The sequence below is a fragment of the Tritonibacter sp. SIMBA_163 genome (genome assembly GCF_046535935.1).
In the GTDB taxonomy this organism is placed as follows: Bacteria; Pseudomonadota; Alphaproteobacteria; order Rhodobacterales; family Rhodobacteraceae; genus Epibacterium; species Epibacterium scottomollicae.
This window is the reverse complement of sequence record NZ_JAWJBP010000001.1, coordinates 283,127-300,923: the sequence shown is the minus strand read 5'-3', so window position 1 is coordinate 300,923 and position 17,797 is coordinate 283,127. Positions and strand designations below refer to the sequence as shown.

Genomic DNA, 17,797 nt, shown 5'->3' with positions numbered 1-17,797 from the left:
GTTGCGCGCGCCCCAGATTTATGCGCGCGCAGCTCTTGCAACGCGCCTAAAAAGTATCAGCAAGACTGCCCCGTTGTTTCGCGCACGAAACAATAGGTCAGCCCTCCTGACCTGCACAGCAGAACCAAGAGGCGCAACAGCCCCTTCATCTTTTTCCAAATACCTCGGAGCGCGAGGCAGAGCCTCGCATCCCAAGACCAGCCACAAGGCCCGACGCTTCAGAATTCCACACCCTTCTGCGCCTTGATCCCAGCGCGGAACGGATGCTTCACCTGCGTCATCTCGGTCACCAGATCGGCGATCTCGATCAGCTCTTCCTTGGCGTTGCGCCCGGTCAGCACCACATGGGTCATCGGCGGCTTGTGCTCCACCAGGAACTCCAGAACCTCCTGCAAATCCAGATACTCGTAGCGCAGCGCGATGTTGATCTCGTCGAGCAACACCATGGTGTTGCGCTCGTCCAGGATCATCTCCTTGGCCTTCTCCCAGCCGGCGCGAGCGGCGGCGATATCCCGGGCCTTGTCCTGCGTTTCCCAAGTAAAGCCCTCGCCCATGGCGTAGAATTGGCACAGATCGGCGAAATTCTCCTCGATCAGCGTGCGCTCGCCGGTCTGCCAGGCGCCTTTGATGAACTGCACCACCGCCGAGGGCATGCCATGGGCGATGCAGCGCATCACCATGCCGAATCCCGAGGAGGATTTTCCCTTGCCGGGGCCGGTGTGGACGATAATCAGGCCTTTTTCGCCATCCTTGGTTTTCATCATCCGGTCGCGGGCGGCCTTCTTCTTCGCCATTTTGGAGGCGTGGCGCGCCGCTTCCTCCTCAGAGATGTCGTTTTCGGTCTTTGCGGTGGTCTCGTCGCTCACGGGGGTCACTCCTGCTGTCTGACCCCATGTCTTGACAAAGAGTGCCGCCATGGCGCAAGGGAATTTCGTTGGTTCCCGAAGATGACACCCTTCGGGCGAAGAGGGAATGTGACATGGGCGTCCCGCGCGCCCTCAAGCACAGCCGCCCCCGCGACCGTGACCGGAGAGGTCTCCCGACGCCACTGGCGCACACCCCGATGGGGTCGCACCGGGAAGGCGGGATGACCGTCAGGGCAGATCCGCCCTGGCATCCGCAAGCCGGGAGACCTGCCAACACGCGTTTTGAACCGGCGGACGGGGTGTTCCGCGACCGGTCGAGGGCTTGCCGTCACTCCATGGCGTCGGTGCCCCTTGCTGGCCCGGCCCCGCTTCCGCCCAAAAGGAGGAGACAAGGCCGCATGGGAGACACCCCCAGCCAGAGCCCGGAGCCGGTTGTCCTGACCGTTTGCACCACCTGCCGTCCCGAAGGCGCCGACCCGGAGGCCATCCGCCCGGGACGCATCCTTGCGGATCGCCTTGCAGGCGCCCCCCTGCCCGAGGGCGTCACCGTGCGCGGCGTCGAATGCCTCTCCGCCTGTAGCCGCAGCTGCACGCTGCATCTCTCCGGCGGGCCGGAGCGTTGGAGCTATATCTACGGCGATCTCGACCCCGACACCCATCTGGACGACATCCTCGCAGGCGCTGCCGCCTATGCCGCCACCGACACCGGATTTGTGCCCTGGCGCGAACGCCCCGTGGTGTTCCGCAAGCAGTCGATCGCCCGCATCCCGCCGGTCTCCATGCCCGGGGTCGAGCTGTCCCCGGCGGCGGCATCAAACGCCTCGTCCGAGGGCTCCGACGCCCCCACAGAAATGCCCCCTGCCGCACTGGCGCAGGACTGACCTTGAAAGGCCGACCATGAGCACATTGAACAAGATCCCCGTTACCGTCATCACCGGCTTTCTCGGCGCCGGCAAGACCACGCTGATCCGTCACCTGATGCAGAACCCGCAAGGCAAGCGCCTCGCCGTGGTGGTGAATGAATTTGGCACCGCCGGTGTCGATGGCGACATCCTGAAATCCTGCGCCGACGAGAGCTGCCCGGCGGAGAACATCATGGAACTGGCCAATGGCTGCATCTGCTGCACCGTGGCCGATGATTTCATCCCCACCATCGAGAGCCTCATGGCGCTGCCGGAACCGCCCGAGCATATCGTCATTGAAACCTCCGGTCTGGCGCTGCCGAAGCCGCTCCTGAAGGCCTTCGACTGGCCCGCCATCCGCTCGCGCATCACCGTGGACGGGGTGATCGCCCTGGCCGATGCCGAAGCCGTCGCCAAGGGCCAGTTCGCCCCCGATCTGGACGCCGTGCAGGCCCAGCGCGAGGCGGACGAGAGCCTGGATCACGAAACACCGCTGTCCGAAGTCTTCGAGGACCAGATCTCCTGCGCCGATATCGTGCTCTTGTCCAAGGCCGATCTGGCCGGCGAGGCGGGCGTCGAGAAGGCCCGCGCCGTGATCGAAGCCGAGGCCCCGCGCAAGCTGCCGATCCTGCCGATGACCGAAGGGGTGATCGATCCGCGCGTGATCTTAGGTCTTGGCGCTGCCGCCGAAGACGATCTCGACGCGCGCCCAAGCCACCATGACGGCCACCACGACCACGAACATGACGATTTTGAGTCCATCGTGGTCGAAATGGGCGAAGTATCCGATCCCGAAGCGCTGCAAACTCGCATTATCGAGATGGCCCGCGCCCGCAACATCCTGCGCGTCAAGGGCTATGTGGCCGTGGAAGGAAAGCCGATGCGCATGCTGGTACAGGCCGTGGGCGAACGCCTGCGGGCGCAATATGACCAACCCTGGGGGGCGCAGCCGCGTAAGACCCAGCTGGTGGTAATCGCCGAGCATGATAACATCGACACAGCAGGCATCCACGCCGATCTCGGAGCCTGAGTTTCAACACCAAGGGCGCTGACCTCTCGCCATGAGGTCCCGCCCGGCGGACACGCCGGGCAGCGCCCGACCCTCCCCCCGGGAGGGCGCTTCGCACCCACCCAGGGTCGGACGCTGCCCTCTCCGATTTGAACGAAGCGGACCAACCTCATGCACGTCGTCTTCCGCGAAAGCCACGGGCTCGGAGAAACAGACACCCCCTATGACGTCGGGCAGACCCCCGGCGATCTGGTGGTGCTGTCCTTTTCCGACAGCGATCTCGGCGCCTTTGCGGCGGGCTGGCACCGCGCGGACGGCAAACTCCCCTCCACTCGGCTTGCCAATCTGGTGGCGCTGAAGCATCCGCTCTCGGTCGATGTCTACGCGGAACAGACGCTGGAGGGCGCAAAGGGCGTTCTGGTGCGTCTGATCGGCGGCGAGAGCTACTGGTCCTACGGTCTGGCCACGCTGCAGGATCTGGCCCGGCGCAAGGGCATCGCGCTGGCGATCCTGCCCGCCGACGGGCAGGAAGATCCGCGACTGGACGAACTCTCCACCCTGCCCGTCTCCACCCTGCGCCGGCTGCAAAGCCTGTGTGATGCGGGCGGTGCGGTGGCAGCCCAGGCCGCGCTGGCGCAGTTGGCGCTGGCGGCGGGGCTTTATGCCGGGCCGGTGACCGGCAAGAAGACCGTGCCCGATTTTGGCTACTACGATCCCGACCACGGTGTGCTGAGCGACCTGCCGCAACAGGACAAACCTCTGGTTCTGCTGAGTTTCTATCGCTCCTACCTGACCTCTGCCGACACCGCGCCGATCGATGCGATGATCGCGCAGCTGCGCGAGCGGGGCTATGCGGCATTTGGCGTCTTTGCGCCCAGCCTTAAGGCGCCCGAGGCGGTAGACTGGCTGCGCGCCGAGCTGCCTCGGCTTGATCCGGCAGCGATCATCAACGCCACCGCCTTTTCCGCGCAGGGCCGTGATGGCAGCGCCTCGCCGCTCAGCCTCACCGGCTGTCCGGTGTTTCAGGTGGCGCTATCGACCGCCCGGCGCAAGGACTGGGATCTGGCCGACCGCGGCCTATCGCCTGCCGACCTCGCCATGCATGTGGTGCTGCCCGAGGTGGACGGGCGACTGTTTGCCGGTGTCGTCAGCTTCAAATCCCCCACCAAGCGCGACCCGGATCTGCAATATTCCCGCTTCATCCACCGCGCCGATGCGGATCGTATCGCTGCGGCGCTGGACAGGGTCGAAGCACATCTGCGCCTCAGCCGGACCAAACCTGCGGAAACACATCTGGCGCTGGTGCTCTCGACCTATCCCGGCCGCGATTACAACCTTGCCCATGCGGTGGGGCTGGATGCGCTGGCCTCGACCAGTGCGATCCTCGCTGCCCTCGCGGCAGAGGGCTATGATGTCACGCCGGAAAATGATCTTGGTGCGCGCCTCTCGCAGGAGGTGCTGAGCTGGCCTATTGCCGACTATCGCGCAGCACTTGAGACCCTCCCCGAAAGCCTCCGCAATGACCTTCATGCGGCATGGGGGGCACCGGAGGATGATCCGGCCATCCACGACGGCATGGTCCACTTCCGCGCCCTGCGCGCGGGCAAGGCGCTCATCGCCCTGCAGCCCGAGCGCGGCGATGTCCACCTGCGCGAGGACGACTACCACGACCTCGACCGCACGCCCCGGCATGGCTATGTCGCGTTTTATCTCTGGCTACAGACCCAGGCCGACGCGCTGGTGCATGTGGGCGCCCATGGCACGCTGGAATGGCTGCCGGGCAAGGCGGTGGCGCTGTCCGCGGCCTGCTGGCCCGAGGCGCTTTGCGCATCTATGCCGGTGATCTACCCCTTCATCGTCAACGACCCCGGCGAGGCCGCCCAGGCCAAGCGCCGCATTGCTGCGATTACAGTTGGTCACATGCCACCACCGCTGGCCCAGACCACCCTGCCCGAGGGCATGGGGCGGCTCGAAAGCCTGCTGGATGAATACTCCACCGCCGATGGTCTGGATCCGTCCCGCCGCGACAGGCTGATCGCCGACATCCGGGCCGAGGCGCAGGGCAGCGGCGTCGAAGCGGACCTGAACATCCCCGCCGAGGCCTCGGCAGCAGAGGCGATCACCCGCATCGACCGCTTTGTCTGCGACATCAAGGAAAGCCAATACGGCGAGGGTCTGCATATCTTTGGTAGCGGCGATCATGGCGCCGCCGAGATGCGCGGCCTGCTGGAGGCGCTGGCAGGGCGAATGATCGCGCCCGGCCCCTCCGGCTCCCCCTATCGGGGCCGGTCGGACGTGATGCCCACGGGGCGCAACCTCTTTACCACGGATCCCCGCGCGGTGCCCTCGCGGGCGGCGCAGGCGCAAGGGGTCAAGCTGGCGGAAGAGCTGCTGCGCCGCCACCTGCAGGACCATGGCGACTGGCCTCGCGGGCTGGTGGTGGATCTCTGGGGCTCGGCCACCATGCGCACCGCCGGTGAGGAGTTTGCCATGGCGCTGCATCTTGCCGGTCTCGCCCCCCTGTGGGACGAAGGCTCCGAGCGGGTCTCCGGCTTCGAGGTCATTCCGCTGGCGCTGCTGGGCCGTCCCCGCATTGATGTCACCCTTCGGGTCTCCGGCCTGTTTCGTGACGTCTTTCCCGGTCTGGCCCAGATGTTCGAGGCCGCCGCCGCCGCGCTCTCCGCGCGCGAGGAAGACCCCGGCGACAACCCATATCTGACCGCCACCCCGCGCGTCTTTGGTCCCAAGCCAGGCCAGTACGGCCTCAACATGACCGCGCATCTGGATGACTACTCAGACGAGGCCCGCGCGGCGGCGGGTGAGGCCTGGCTCAAGGCCTCCTCGCATGCCATCGACGCCAAAGGCGAAATCCATGAGGCCCGCGCCGCGCTGGAGGACCGGCTGCAAAGCGCCGACAGCTTCGTGCACCTGCAGGATCTAGCGGAGACAGACGTACTGGTGGCCTCGGATTATGCCGCCCATGAGGCCGGATTTGCCGCCGCGATGAGCCGGCTGGGCCATGAGGCGCCGTCGCTCTACCACATGGACGCCACGCGCCTCGACACCCCGCAGGCCCGCAGCCTGCAAGAGGAAATCGCCCGCGTCACCCGCGCCCGCGCCTCTGATCCGCATTGGGCCACCTCGATGATGAACCACGGCTTTCGCGGCGGCGCCGAGATTGCGGCAACGCTGGATCACATGGCCGCCTTTGCACATCTGGCCCAAGTGGTGCCGGCGCATCTGTTCGACCTCTACTTCGAGGCCACGCTGGGCCGCGAGGATCTGGTGGATTTTCTGGAACGCGAGAACCCGGCGGCGCTACAGGCGATGCGGGATCGGTTTCAGGCGCTGCGCGAGGCGGGTCTGTGGGTCACTCGCCGCAACTCCATCCTCGCCACGCTGGAGGGGGCCGCATGAGCGCGCCCACCACGCCAAAGGTCTACGGCTGGTGCCCCGGCGCCCTGCGTCCGATGATGTCCGGCGACGGTCTGGTGGTCCGCATCCGCGCGCCGCTCGGTCGGCTGTCACCGGCGCAGGCCAGAGCTGTGGCAGCACTGTCCAAGCGTTTCGGCAACGGGGTGCTGGATGTCTCTGCCCGCGCCAACCTGCAGATGCGCGGTGTCCGCCCCGAAGCCCACGCAGAGCTGATCGCCGCGCTGCAACAACTCGGTCTGGTAGACCGCGATGCCGCGTTTGAGGCGCGCCGCAACATTCTGCTGTCGCCGTTCTGGCGCGACGGCGACCGCAGTCATCGCATCGCGCAGGCGTTGAGTGACGCGCTCGCGACGGCCTCGGACCTCCGCCTGCCCGGCAAGTTCGGCTTTGCAGTGGACGCCGGGAATACCCCGGTCTTGCAGGATATCGCCGCCGACATTCGCATCGAAGGCGCGGGCGCCGATCTGAGCATACGCGCAGACGGCGCGGATGTGGCTCTGCCGGTGACCGAGGACAGCGCGGCCGACGCGGCCCTTGCGCTCGCCCGCTGGTTCTTGGAGCAATGCGGCGCGCCCGAGGGGCGGGGCCGGATGCACCGGCTGATTGCGCGCCGCGGCCCACCGGCATCGCATGGCGCGAATGTCGCAAGGGGCGCCTATACCGCAACGCCCGGGCTCACCGCCTGCGGCCAGCTGGTCGCGCTGGAATTCGGCCAGATCCCGGCTGCGACATTTGCCGCCCTCGCCGAGTCTGGGCCACTGCGCCTGACTCCTTGGCGCATGCTGCTGATCGAAGATGCACACGACATCGCCTCCCTGCCCGGGCTGATCCTGGACGCAACCGATCCGCGCCTGCAAGTGACCGCCTGCACCGGCGCGCCCGGCTGCCTGCAGGCGCGTGCGGCCACCCGCGATCTGGCCCGCAATCTGGCGCCACATCTGCCGACGCGCACCCGCCTGCATGTCTCCGGCTGCGCCAAGGGCTGTGCCCACCCCAAACCCGCCGATGTAACCCTGACGGCCACCGGCCCCGACACGTTTGACCTCATTCGCAACGGGCGCGCCGAGGCCCGTCCCGCCCTGACCTGCCTGACCGCCCGCGCCCTGCGCGCCGCGCCAGACGTTCTGACGAAAGACCCCTGACATGCTGCACACCTATGAAACCGATGGCGCCAAGATCTATGCCGAGAGCTTTGCCACCATCCGCGCCGAGGCCGACCTCGACCGGTTCACCAAGGACGAGGAGGTGGTCGCCGTGCGCATGATCCACGCCGCCGGCATGGTGGGGCTGGAAGAGCACATCAGCTTTTCCAAAGGCATGGCCGAGGCCGCCCGCGCAGCACTTGCCAAAGGCGCACCGATCCTTTGTGATGCCTATATGGTCTCCGAAGGTATCACCCGCCCGCGACTGCCTGCGAACAACGAGGTGATCTGCACCCTGCGCGACCCGAAGGTTCCGGAGATGGCCCGCGAGATAGCCAACACCCGCTCCGCCGCCGCCCTCGAACTCTGGCGCCCGAAACTCGACGGCGCCGTGGTCGCCATCGGCAACGCCCCGACCGCGCTGTTTCACCTGCTCAACATGCTGAAAGATCCCGCCTGCCCGCGCCCTGCCGCAATCATCGGTTGCCCGGTGGGCTTTGTCGGCGCGCGGGAATCAAAAGAGGCCCTGATGCAGGATCTGCCGGTGCCGTCGATGATCGTACAGGGGCGTCTGGGTGGCTCTGCGATCACCGTCGCGGCGGTGAACGCGCTGGCCTCCTGGAAAGAATGACGGGCAAGGAATGACCATGAACACCCCCGCAACAGGCAAAGTCATCTGCGCAGGCCTCGGCCCCGGCGACCCCGAACTGATGAGCGTCAAGAGCTGGCGCGCGCTGCAAGCCGCCTCCCACGTGGCCTATTTCCGCAAGGCCGGGCGCGCCGGACAGGCCCGCGCCATCGTCGAGGGCATCCTTCCCGAGGGCGTCACCGAATATCCGATGGAATATCCCGTCACCACGGAAATCCATTTCTCCGACCCCGAGTACAACCGCCAGCTTGCCGCCTTCTACGACCATTGGGCCGACATGCTGGCCGAGATCGCGGCGACGGACACCGTGGTGGTGCTCTGCGAGGGCGATCCTTTCCTTTATGGCTCCTTCATGCACCTGCACACCCGCCTTGAGGGCCGCGCGCAGGTCGAAATCATCCCCGGCATCACCGGGATGTCCGGCTGCTGGACCGCCACCGGCCAGCCGATCACCTGGGGTGATGACGTGCTGACCGTGGCGATGGCAACCCTGTCGGAGGACGAGCTGACCCGCCGCATCACCGAAACGGATGCGCTGGTGGTGATGAAGATCGGCCGCAACCTACCCAAGCTGCGCCGCGCGCTGGAGGCCGCCGGGCGGCTCGAGGACGCCTGGCTGGTCGAGCGCGGCACCATGCCGACCCAGACCGTGCAAAAGCTGACGGATGTGACCGGCGAGGTGCCCTATTTCTCCATCGTGCTGCTGCACGGGCAAGGGCGGCGGCCATGACAGATGCAGAAAAAGGCTGGGTGGTGATCGCGGGCCTCGGTCCCGGTTCAGAGAGCATGGTGATCCCCGAGGTGCATGACGCGCTGGCCGAGGCCACCGATGTGGTGGGTTATATCCCTTATGTGCAGCGGATCGCGCCGCGCGACGGTCTGACGCTGCATGCCAGCGACAATCGCGTCGAAGTGGATCGCGCCAGTCATGCCTTGGAGATGGCCGCTGCGGGTCGCCGCGTGGTGGTGGTGTCTTCCGGCGATCCGGGCGTCTTCGCCATGGCCTCGGCGGTGTTCGAGGCGCTGGAGGCCGGTCCCGAGGCCTGGCGCGCGCTGGAAATCCGCGTGCTGCCCGGCATCACCGCCATGCTCGCCGCTTCTGCCGCCATCGGTGCGCCGCTGGGGCATGACTTTGCCGCCATCAACCTCAGCGACAACCTGAAACCCTGGGCGCTGATCGAACGCCGCCTGCAGCTGGTGGGCGAGGCCGGTCTGGCGATGGCCTTCTACAACCCGCGCTCAAAATCGCGCCCGCATCAGTTCGCGCGCGCACTGGAGGTGCTGCGCGAGGCCTGCGGCGAGGAGACCCTCATCACCTTTGCCCGCGACGTGACCAAACCCGGTCAGGAGCTGCTGACGGTGCCGCTGCGCGAGGCCACGCCTGAAATGGCCGATATGCGCACCGTGGTGATCGTCGGCAATCGCGAGACCCGGAGGGTCGGGCCGTATGTCTACACGCCACGGTTTGCGCCCGGTCACCAGCCCGACAGCAAGGACACCTAAGCCCCGTGGTCCAGCCAGCGCCTCACCTCTGCAACCGATCCCAGCACCCGCCGTGCCGGGATCTCGGGACGGTCGATCATGACCACCGGCAGGCCAAGCGCGCGGGCGGCGATCAGCTTCGCCTCCGCCCCGGCACCACCGGCGTTCTTGGCGACCACATGGGTGATGGCGTGGGTTTGCATCAGCGTTTCGTCGCCAGCGGCCTCGAACGGCCCACGGGCCACAACCACGGTGGCCTCAGGCAAGGCCAGCGGTGCGTCAGGCTGGTCGACCAGCCGCAACAGGTAGTGGTTCTGCGGTTTGGTCGCGAACTCCGCCACATGCTGCTTGCCGATGGCAAGGAACACCCGCGCGCCCGCCTGCGGCAGCGCTGCCACCGCGCCTTCCATATCGGGCACATGGCACCAGCTGTCGCCGGCCTGTGCCACCCAGACCGGGCGCTCCAACGCCACGAGTTCCACCCCAACCTCGGCGCAGGCCTGCACCGCGTTGGTGCTCATCTGCGCGGCGAAGGGATGTGTTGCATCCACCACATGGGTGATGGCTTCGGCGCGCAGATACTCCGCCAGCCCCGCCACACCGCCAAACCCGCCCACCCGGCAGGGCAACGGCTGCGGTGCCGGGCGCGCGGTGCGGCCCGCGTAGGAGAACACCGCCTGACGCCCGGCTCCCGTCCAGGCTTGCGCCAAATGTGCCGCCAGTTGCGAGGCCTCGGTGGTGCCGCCCAGAAGCAGGAGTTTGGTCATGTCTGATCCTTTGACAAAAGGCGCGGCGCGCCCGTGGCTGACCCTGATCGGGCTGGGTGAAAATGGCCTTGATGGGCTGACGGATGCAAGCCGCTCCGCACTTGCGGCGGCAGAAATCATCATCGGTGGTCCCCGCCATCTGGACCTGGTCGACGCAGGCGCGCGTGGTCATAGCTGGCCGGTGCCCTTCTCCACCGCGCCGGTGCTGGCAGCGCGTGGGCGTGCCACGGTAGTGCTCGCCTCCGGTGATCCGTTCTGGCATGGCGCCGGTGGCAGCCTCCTGCGGGATCTGAGCCGCGAGGAATGGATCTCCCATCCCGCGCCCTCCTGTTTTGCGCTGGCCGCAAACGCGCTGGGCTGGCGGCTGGAAGACACGCTCTGCCTCGGCCTGCATGCTGCGCCCCTTGCGCGCCTGCGACCAATCCTTGCGCGTGGCACCCGCATCCTCTGCACCCTACGTGATGGCGCGGCGGCGGCAGAGCTGGCGGGGTACCTCTGCGACATCGGCTTTGCCGACAGTTGCCTGACTGTGCTGGAACGCCTTGGCGGGCCCAAGGAGCGCCGCCGCGAGACCACCGCCGGGGCCTTTGATCTCGGGGATGTGGACGCGCCGGTTGTGGCCGCCATCGAGGCTGTGGGCCAGGGCCTGCCGCAAGCATCAGGGCTGCCGGACGATCTCTTCGCCAGCGACGGTCAGATCACCAAGCGGCCGATCCGCGCACTCACTCTTTCTGCCCTCGCACCGCGCGCGGATGAGCATCTGTGGGACATTGGCGGCGGATCCGGGTCGGTCTCGGTCGAATGGTGCCTTGCCGCGCGCGGCGCATCCGCAACCACATTCGAGGCGCGCGCCGACCGATTGGTCAACATCCGCCGCAACGCCGACGGTTTCGGCCTCGCGCATCGCCTGACCGCCATCGAGGGCCGCGCGCCGGAGGTGCTGCAGGGCCAGTCGCTGCCCGACTGCGTGTTCATCGGCGGCGGCGGCACGCAGCCGCTGCTGGACCACCTTTGGCAAATCCTGCCGCAGGGCACCCGCCTCGTCGCCAATGGCGTGACGCTGGAAACCGAGAGTCTGCTGATGCAGGCGCAGGCGCAGTGGGGCGGGCATCTGCTAAAGGCCGAAATTGCCGAAGCGGCGCCGCTTGGGAGCATGCGCGGCTGGGAGCGGGCGCGTCCGGTGATCCAATGGAGCGTCACCCGATGATCGTCGCCGGTTTTGGCTTTGCAGATCGGGCCACCACGGCGAGCCTTGTCGAGGCGCTCGCCGCCCTGTCCCGGCGCCCCGACCGGCTCGCCACCCTGCGCGCCAAGGCGGATAAAGCGCTGTTCCGGGACTTTGCAACGGCACAGGAGCTGCCGGTGATCCCCCTCGACGAGGCTCAGATTTCGAGTATTGAGACCCCGACCCATTCACCGCGCATCGCCGCGCGGTTCCACACCGGATCGGTGGCCGAGGCCGCAGCGCTTGTCGCGGCAGGCCCAGGCGCACGGCTGATCCAGACGAGATATGTGACCACGGACGGGCTTGCCACCGTGGCCCTTGCGGAGACGATTGAGAGATGACCGTACACTTCATTGGCGCCGGACCCGGCGCGGCGGACCTGATCACCCTGCGCGGACGCGACCTGATCGCCGCCTGCCCGGTGTGCCTCTATGCGGGCTCCCTGGTGCCCGAGGCGCTGCTGCAACATTGCCCAGACGGCGCAAAGATCATCAACACCGCGCCGCTGTCGCTGGACGAGATCATGGCAGAGATCGCGATCGCCCATGCGGCCGGTCAAGACGTGGCGCGGCTGCATTCCGGGGATCTGTCGGTCTGGTCGGCGATGGGCGAGCAGCTGCGCCGCCTGCGCGATCTGGGCATTCCCCATGACATCACCCCCGGCGTGCCCGCCTTTGCCGCCGCAGCCGCCGCTCTGGGCACCGAGCTGACCCTGCCCGGCGTGGCGCAATCGCTGGTGCTGACGCGCACATCCGGGCGGGCCTCTGCCATGCCCGAGGGTGAAACACTGGAGAATTTTGCCGCCACCGGTGCCACATTGGCCATTCACCTATCGGTGCATGTGCTGGATGACGTAGTGGCGCGGCTATCGCCTGCCTATGGATCCGACTGTCCGGTGGCGATCGTCTGGCGGGCGACCTGGCCGGATCAAAAGATCCTCAAGGCGACGCTGGGTTCTGTCATTGAGGCCACCGAAGGTGCGCGCGGGCGCACCGCGCTGATCCTGGTGGGGCCTGCCCTGGGCGCCGAGGATTTTGCCGAAAGCTGCCTCTATGGTGCGGACTATGACCGCCGCTACCGCCCACAGAGTGCCGACAGCCCGTGGTCCGAATGGAGCGAAGCGGATGAGTGATCGCTTGATCTATCACACCGAGGACAGCGCCCGAGCCTGGGTGGGTGCGCAAGCGTCCTCCCGGGGGGAGGCTCGGACGCTGTCCGGTCCGCGGACCGGACAAGAGTTCTCTGCAAATGAGGTAGCCCGATGACCAATTTCCCCAAAGGCCTGATGATCTCTGCCCCCTCTTCCGGCACCGGCAAGACCACGGTGATGCTGGGCCTGTTGCGCGCATTGGCCGAGGACGGCCTCACGGTGCAGCCCTTCAAGAGCGGACCGGACTATATCGACCCTGCCTTTCACCTCGCCGCTGCCGGGCGCGCGTCCTTCAACCTTGATACCTGGGCAATGGACAGCGGGCTGCTCGATGCCGTCACCACCCAGGCCACTGGCGCGGATATCTGCATCGGCGAAGGCTCCATGGGGCTGTACGACGGCGTTGCCACCCGCGGGCAATCGGGCTTTGGCTCCTCGGCCGAGACCGCGCTGCGCATGGGCTGGCCGGTGGTGCTGGTGATCGACGTGGGCGGGCAGGCGCAATCTGCTGCCGCCACCGCGCTTGGGTTCAAGATGTACAACCCCGACCTGCCCTTTGCCGGGGTAATCCTGAACCGGGTGGCCAGTCCGCGCCACGAACGGCTGACCCGGCTGGGGATGGAGCGCGCGGGCGTCAAGGTGCTGGGCGCCCTGCCCCGGCGCGGCGATCTTACGCTGCCCGAACGCCACCTCGGCCTCATTCAGGCGGTGGAGCATCCCGATCTTGAGGCGGCGATTGCGGGCTACGCGGCTTTCCTGCGCGACAACGTCGACCTTGACGCGATCCGCGCGGTGGCCAGCACAGCTGCGGCCCCTGCCCCGCGGGCCTTGCCAAAACCGCCAGCACAGCGGATCGCGCTGGCGCGGGATGCGGCGTTTTCCTTCACCTATCCGCATCTGCTGGAAGGCTGGCGCGCCGCCGGAGCCGAGATCCTGCCATTTTCGCCCCTGAACAACGAACCTCCCGCCCCGGACGCCGATCTGGTCTGGCTGCCCGGCGGCTATCCCGAACTGCACGGCGCGGCGCTGGCGGCGGCGGAGACGTGGCGCGCAGGCCTGCAGAAACATGCGCAGACGAAGCCGGTGCATGGCGAATGCGGCGGTTACATGGCGCTTGGCGCGGCGCTGATCGACAAGGCGGGCGTGCGGCACCAGATGGCCGGGCTCTTGGGGCTGGTCACGTCCTATGAGAAGCGCAAGTTCCACCTCGGCTATCGCCGGGCAGAGCTGCAGGCGGGCATGCCGGGCTTTGACACCGGCGACTTCCTGCGCGGGCATGAGTTCCATTACTCCACCATTCTGGATGAGCCCGACGCACCGCTGGCCCGAGTGATGGACGCGGATGGCAACCCGGTGCCGGAGACCGGTTCGATCAAGGGCAACGTCACCGGCACCTTCTTCCATCTGATCACCGCAGAGCATGAGGGAGAGCGTGCATGAGTGGCTTTGTCAGCTTTGTTTCCTCCGGTCCCGGCGATCCGGAGCTGTTGACGGTGAAGGCCGTAAAACGGCTGGAGGCGGCGGATGCGGTGCTGTTTGACGATCTGTCCTCGGGGCCAATCCTGGACCATGCCCATGCGGATGCGGATCTGGTGGGAGTCGGAAAACGCGCCGGGCGCCCCTCGCCGAAACAGGACCACGTCAGCAAACTGCTGGTGGAATACGCGCAATCCGGCGCCCAGGTCGTGCGGCTGAAATCCGGCGACAGCGGCGTCTTTGGCCGCTTGGAGGAAGAGCTGACCGCCCTGCGCGCCGCTGGCATCAAATACGAGATCATCCCTGGCGTCACCGCCGCCTCGGCCGCAGCAGCGGCGGCGGGCATTCCGCTGACGCGGCGGCTGACCGCGCGGCGGTTGCAGTTCATCACCGGCCATGACGTGACCGGCGGGCTGCCGGATCACATGAACCTCGCCGCCCTTGCCGATCCGGAGGCCACCACCGTGGTCTATATGGGCAAACGCACCTTTGCGTCGATGCTGGCGCTGCTGTTGGACGAAGGCCTGCCACAGGACACGCCAACGCTGGTGGCCCTCGGCGTCTCCACCCCGGCGCAGGAGCTGCACCGCACCACGGTGCAGGCGCTGCCGGATCTGCTGGATTGCATCGACAGCGCCGCGCCGGTGCTGATCCTTTACGGTCCACTGGCGGATGAAGACGCGCCCGCATGACACAGCCGATGCTCACGCTCTGCCGCATTTGCAGCACTGCCGACCCGGACCTGCCAAGGCAGATCTCGGCGGCGCTGACGGCGGCGGGGCTGAGCGCAAGGCTGCAGCAGGTCGACTGCATGTCGGGCTGCGACCGCCCACAGACCCTGGCGATCCGCCAGAGCGGCAAGACCGCCTATCTGTTTGGCGAGATCACATCGGCGGATCTGCCCGATATCCTGACGTTCCTGCGCCTCTATGCCAGCAGCGCCGATGGCACGCTGGCGGATGCAAGGCCGCTGGGTGAGCTGCGGTTCAAGGCCATTGCCCGCATCCCCGCAGAGCTGCCCTGACCGCATCACCACAGGCTATCCGCCCTCCGCAAGCCCCCTGAAGATCACGGAACTGCCGCGAACAGCGCCTCCGGTGGCGTATTCACGCTTGACCGGAGCAAAGCGCGCAAGGCACAACAGATGCATACGGTGTCTGATGATGCAAAGCATCGGGACTGAAACGGGAATGAGGAACGGCGGACCCAATCGCGGCGCCGAAGCCCCAACCGCCCCCGCGACTGTGAGCGGCGAGCGACATTCTGAACCCACTGGCCTGCGTGCCGGGAAGGAGGATGATCGCCGTGACCCGCGAGTCAGGAGACCGACCGTATGGAACGAGAACTTTATGTCTGCCGTCGGGTGTGACGGCACGGAGGACACACACATGACGACCAAGACGCTTACCTCGACCACATCCGTCTCCAGCATCATCCCGGCGCTTTTTGCCATGGTTCTGGGTCTCGGCATCATCACCGTGACCGGCCATGTGCAGGCCTCGACCCTGCATGATGCGGCGCATGACGTGCGCCACGCCACCGGCTTTCCCTGCCACTAAGACCATGCTCACACGTATTCTGACCAGCGCGTTGTTCGCTGGCGCTGCAGCGGGGCTGATCGTCGCCCTGCTGCAGCTTTTCTTCGTGCAGCCGGTGCTGTTGCATGCCGAACTTTATGAAACCGGCGCGCTGGTGCATTTCGGCGGTGATCCCGTCAGTGCCCATCCCGAGCTGCCGGGCCTGTTCGACGAGCCGATGCGCAACCTGCTGAGCATCCTCTTTACCATGCTGACCTACACCGGCTACGCGCTGGTTCTGGTGGCGCTGATGTCGCAGGCGGAGCGTCAGGGCCATGTGGTCACCGCACGCCACGGCATCATCTGGGGGATTGCGGGCTTTGTCGCCTTTCACTTCGCGCCCGGCTTCACCCTGGCCCCCGAAGTACCCGGCGTCGCCGCCGCCGATGTGGGCGCGCGTCAGATCTGGTGGGTGGCCACCGTTGCGACCGCCGGCATTGCCATGTGGCTGATCGCCTTTGGCGGCAATCTGGTGTCCTACGTGGTGGCGGCGCTGTTGCTGATCGCCCCGCATGTGATCGGCGCGCCGGAGCCCGATACGTTCACCGGCCCGGTGCCGACCGAGATCGGGGCGCTGTTTGCCGCGCGGGCCTTTGGCATCGGCATGGCCGCCTGGGTGCTGCTGGGCGCCTTTGCCGCCTATTTCTGGCAGACCGAGTCCGCCCGCGACGCAGCTGCAGCGTGACCCAGAACGCCTGATGATCCCCGCCGCGCACATCGCGCCCGGCGGGGATTTCCATATTGAAGGAAGACCCCATGTCCCGTTCGCTCGCCCTGTTTGCCATCGGTCTTGTCTTTGGCGGCGGCATCGGCTTTGTCACCGCCGCCGGAAATGGCGTGACCTTTGATGGCCACGACCACGGCGACCCCGCCCATCACGGCGGCGGCGGTCAGGCCGAAATGGCCGCACATGATCACTCCGCCATGGTCGATATCGCCGCTGGCCCGGAGGCCCCGGCGCTGGAGATTGCACTGACCCCCGATCCGATGTCGGGCTGGAACCTGCACGCGATGCCGCAGAACTTCCGCTTTGCGCCCGAAAACGCCTCCGGTGCTGATGTGGCGGGCGAAGGCCACGCCCATGTCTATGTCAACGGCGAAAAGATCGGGCGGCTCTATGGCCGCTGGATGCATATCGGCGCGCTGCCCGAGGGTGAGGTGGAAGTGAAGGTCTCGTTGAACTCCAACAGCCACGGGGTTATCGCGGTTGACGGCAGCCCGGTCGAGGCTGCGGTGACCGTGGACACGCGCTGATGGTGCGCTCCTGAGACCATGCCCTTGACCTGCCCCGGACACGGCACCAAGACCGGGGCAGATCTGTCCGCCCATTTATTCTTGAGAGATTGCGCCCCATGCTCCACCTCAGCCTGATCGGTATCGGCACCGGCAACCCCAAGCATCTGACGTTGCAGGCGGTGGAAGCGCTCGGCGCGCAGGATCTGATCCTGATCCCCAACAAGGGTGCAGGTAAGGATGACCTTGCCGGGCTGCGTCAGGCGATCTGCGCCGAGGTGCTGGCGGGGGTCGCGCAGCCGCCGAAGATCGTCGAATTCGACCTGCCGGTGCGAGATCCAGCCACCGCCGACTATCGCCAGCGAGTGGATGACTGGCATGACGCGATTGCCGAGGTATGGCAGGCAGCCATGGCAACACATCTGCCGAAGGGGGGCCGCGTGGGGTTTCTGGTCTGGGGCGATCCGTCGCTCTATGACAGCACCATGCGGATTGCCGAGCGTCTGCGCGCGCGGGTGCGGATGCAAATGCAGGTGATACCGGGCATCACTTCGATCCAGGCGCTGACGGCCGCCCACGGCGTGCCGCTGAACGGCATTGGCGCGCCGGTGCAGATCACCACCGGGCGACGCCTGCGCGATCACGGCTGGCCCGAGGGCTGCGACACGCTGGTGATCATGCTGGACGGGGATTGCTCATTCCAGAGCCTTGAAGTGCCCGAAGAGGTGATGATCCATTGGTCTGCCTATGCGGGCATGGAGAATGAGATCAACATTGCCGGGCGCCTGTCCGAGGTGCAGGCGGAGATCCTCGCCACACGCGCCAGCGCCCGCGCCGATCACGGCTGGATCATGGATATCTACCTGTTACAGCGTCTGACCTAA

Annotated in this window: 19 protein-coding genes and 2 riboswitches; of the genes, 17 read left to right on the top strand and 2 right to left on the bottom strand. The window is 66.8% G+C overall.

Features of this window, described 5'->3' with window-relative positions:
- Window positions 1-218 precede the first annotated feature (218 nt).
- A complete protein-coding gene (cobO, locus tag R0J92_RS01340; protein ID WP_317386894.1) occupies window positions 219-866 on the bottom strand; it encodes a cob(I)yrinic acid a,c-diamide adenosyltransferase in 648 nt (215 codons plus the stop codon).
- Window positions 867-918: 52 nt separating this feature from the next.
- Window positions 919-1,156: riboswitch (cobalamin riboswitch) on the top strand.
- 108 nt (window positions 1,157-1,264) lie between these two features.
- On the opposite strand from cobO, the gene R0J92_RS01335 reads away from it, so the two are divergent.
- From R0J92_RS01335 to cobJ, 7 genes are all read left to right on the top strand, one after another.
- Entirely contained in the window at window positions 1,265-1,747 is a 483-nt protein-coding gene (locus tag R0J92_RS01335) for a DUF1636 domain-containing protein (protein ID WP_317386895.1), read from the top strand.
- 16 nt (window positions 1,748-1,763) lie between these two features.
- Window positions 1,764-2,798, top strand: a complete 1,035-nt coding sequence (cobW, locus tag R0J92_RS01330) for a cobalamin biosynthesis protein CobW (RefSeq protein WP_411050471.1) — start codon at window positions 1,764-1,766, stop codon at window positions 2,796-2,798.
- A 150-nt stretch (window positions 2,799-2,948) separates the two neighbouring features.
- On the top strand, window positions 2,949-6,194 hold the full coding sequence (cobN, locus tag R0J92_RS01325) for a cobaltochelatase subunit CobN (protein ID WP_411050470.1): 3,246 nt from the start codon (window positions 2,949-2,951) through the stop codon (window positions 6,192-6,194).
- Window positions 6,191-7,354 carry a precorrin-3B synthase gene (gene cobG, locus R0J92_RS01320; protein ID WP_411050469.1) on the top strand — a complete coding sequence of 388 codons (1,164 nt, stop codon included), beginning with the start codon at window positions 6,191-6,193 and terminating at the stop codon, window positions 7,352-7,354. The genes cobN and cobG overlap by 4 nt, the downstream gene beginning before the upstream one ends.
- A 1-nt stretch (window position 7,355) precedes the next feature.
- Window positions 7,356-7,985, top strand: a complete 630-nt coding sequence (locus R0J92_RS01315; protein WP_411050468.1) for a precorrin-8X methylmutase — start codon at window positions 7,356-7,358, stop codon at window positions 7,983-7,985.
- Window positions 7,986-8,001: 16 nt separating this feature from the next.
- Window positions 8,002-8,733, top strand: a complete 732-nt coding sequence (locus R0J92_RS01310) for a precorrin-2 C(20)-methyltransferase (protein WP_411050467.1) — start codon at window positions 8,002-8,004, stop codon at window positions 8,731-8,733.
- A complete protein-coding gene (gene cobJ, locus R0J92_RS01305) occupies window positions 8,730-9,506 on the top strand; it encodes a precorrin-3B C(17)-methyltransferase (RefSeq protein ID WP_411050466.1) in 777 nt (258 codons plus the stop codon). Before R0J92_RS01310 ends, cobJ begins: the two co-directional genes overlap by 4 nt.
- Here the strand turns inward: cobJ and R0J92_RS01300 are convergent.
- On the bottom strand, window positions 9,503-10,252 hold the full coding sequence (locus R0J92_RS01300) for a cobalt-precorrin-6A reductase (RefSeq protein ID WP_411050465.1): 750 nt from the start codon (window positions 10,250-10,252) through the stop codon (window positions 9,503-9,505). The two genes, cobJ and R0J92_RS01300, sit on opposite strands and share 4 nt — an antisense overlap.
- On the opposite strand from R0J92_RS01300, the gene cbiE reads away from it, so the two are divergent.
- The 10 genes from cbiE (at window position 10,251) to cobF (ending at window position 17,797) form a co-directional block, all read left to right on the top strand.
- A complete protein-coding gene (cbiE, locus tag R0J92_RS01295) occupies window positions 10,251-11,459 on the top strand; it encodes a precorrin-6y C5,15-methyltransferase (decarboxylating) subunit CbiE (protein ID WP_411050464.1) in 1,209 nt (402 codons plus the stop codon). The genes R0J92_RS01300 and cbiE overlap by 2 nt on opposite strands.
- Window positions 11,456-11,818 carry a cobalamin biosynthesis protein gene (locus R0J92_RS01290; protein ID WP_411050462.1) on the top strand — a complete coding sequence of 121 codons (363 nt, stop codon included), beginning with the start codon at window positions 11,456-11,458 and terminating at the stop codon, window positions 11,816-11,818. The genes cbiE and R0J92_RS01290 overlap by 4 nt, the downstream gene beginning before the upstream one ends.
- A complete protein-coding gene (gene cobM, locus R0J92_RS01285; protein ID WP_411050461.1) occupies window positions 11,815-12,609 on the top strand; it encodes a precorrin-4 C(11)-methyltransferase in 795 nt (264 codons plus the stop codon). The genes R0J92_RS01290 and cobM overlap by 4 nt, the downstream gene beginning before the upstream one ends.
- Window positions 12,610-12,738: 129 nt before the next feature.
- Entirely contained in the window at window positions 12,739-14,067 is a 1,329-nt protein-coding gene (locus R0J92_RS01280) for a cobyrinate a,c-diamide synthase (protein ID WP_411050460.1), read from the top strand.
- Window positions 14,064-14,795, top strand: coding sequence for a uroporphyrinogen-III C-methyltransferase (gene cobA / locus R0J92_RS01275; RefSeq protein WP_411050459.1), 732 nt, complete (start codon window positions 14,064-14,066; stop codon window positions 14,793-14,795). Before R0J92_RS01280 ends, cobA begins: the two co-directional genes overlap by 4 nt.
- Window positions 14,792-15,127, top strand: a complete 336-nt coding sequence (locus R0J92_RS01270; RefSeq protein WP_411050458.1) for a DUF1636 family protein — start codon at window positions 14,792-14,794, stop codon at window positions 15,125-15,127. The genes cobA and R0J92_RS01270 overlap by 4 nt, the downstream gene beginning before the upstream one ends.
- 110 nt (window positions 15,128-15,237) lie before the next feature.
- Window positions 15,238-15,452, top strand: a riboswitch (cobalamin riboswitch).
- A gap of 39 nt (window positions 15,453-15,491) precedes the next feature.
- Window positions 15,492-15,662 carry a CbtB domain-containing protein gene (locus R0J92_RS01265; protein WP_411050457.1) on the top strand — a complete coding sequence of 57 codons (171 nt, stop codon included), beginning with the start codon at window positions 15,492-15,494 and terminating at the stop codon, window positions 15,660-15,662.
- A 4-nt stretch (window positions 15,663-15,666) separates the two neighbouring features.
- Window positions 15,667-16,365: a CbtA family protein gene (locus tag R0J92_RS01260; RefSeq protein WP_411050456.1), complete on the top strand. Its 699-nt coding sequence runs from the start codon at window positions 15,667-15,669 to the stop codon at window positions 16,363-16,365.
- A gap of 71 nt (window positions 16,366-16,436) precedes the next feature.
- Window positions 16,437-16,934, top strand: a complete 498-nt coding sequence (locus R0J92_RS01255) for a hypothetical protein (RefSeq protein WP_411050455.1) — start codon at window positions 16,437-16,439, stop codon at window positions 16,932-16,934.
- 98 nt (window positions 16,935-17,032) lie between these two features.
- Window positions 17,033-17,797, top strand: coding sequence for a precorrin-6A synthase (deacetylating) (gene cobF / locus R0J92_RS01250; protein ID WP_411050454.1), 765 nt, complete (start codon window positions 17,033-17,035; stop codon window positions 17,795-17,797).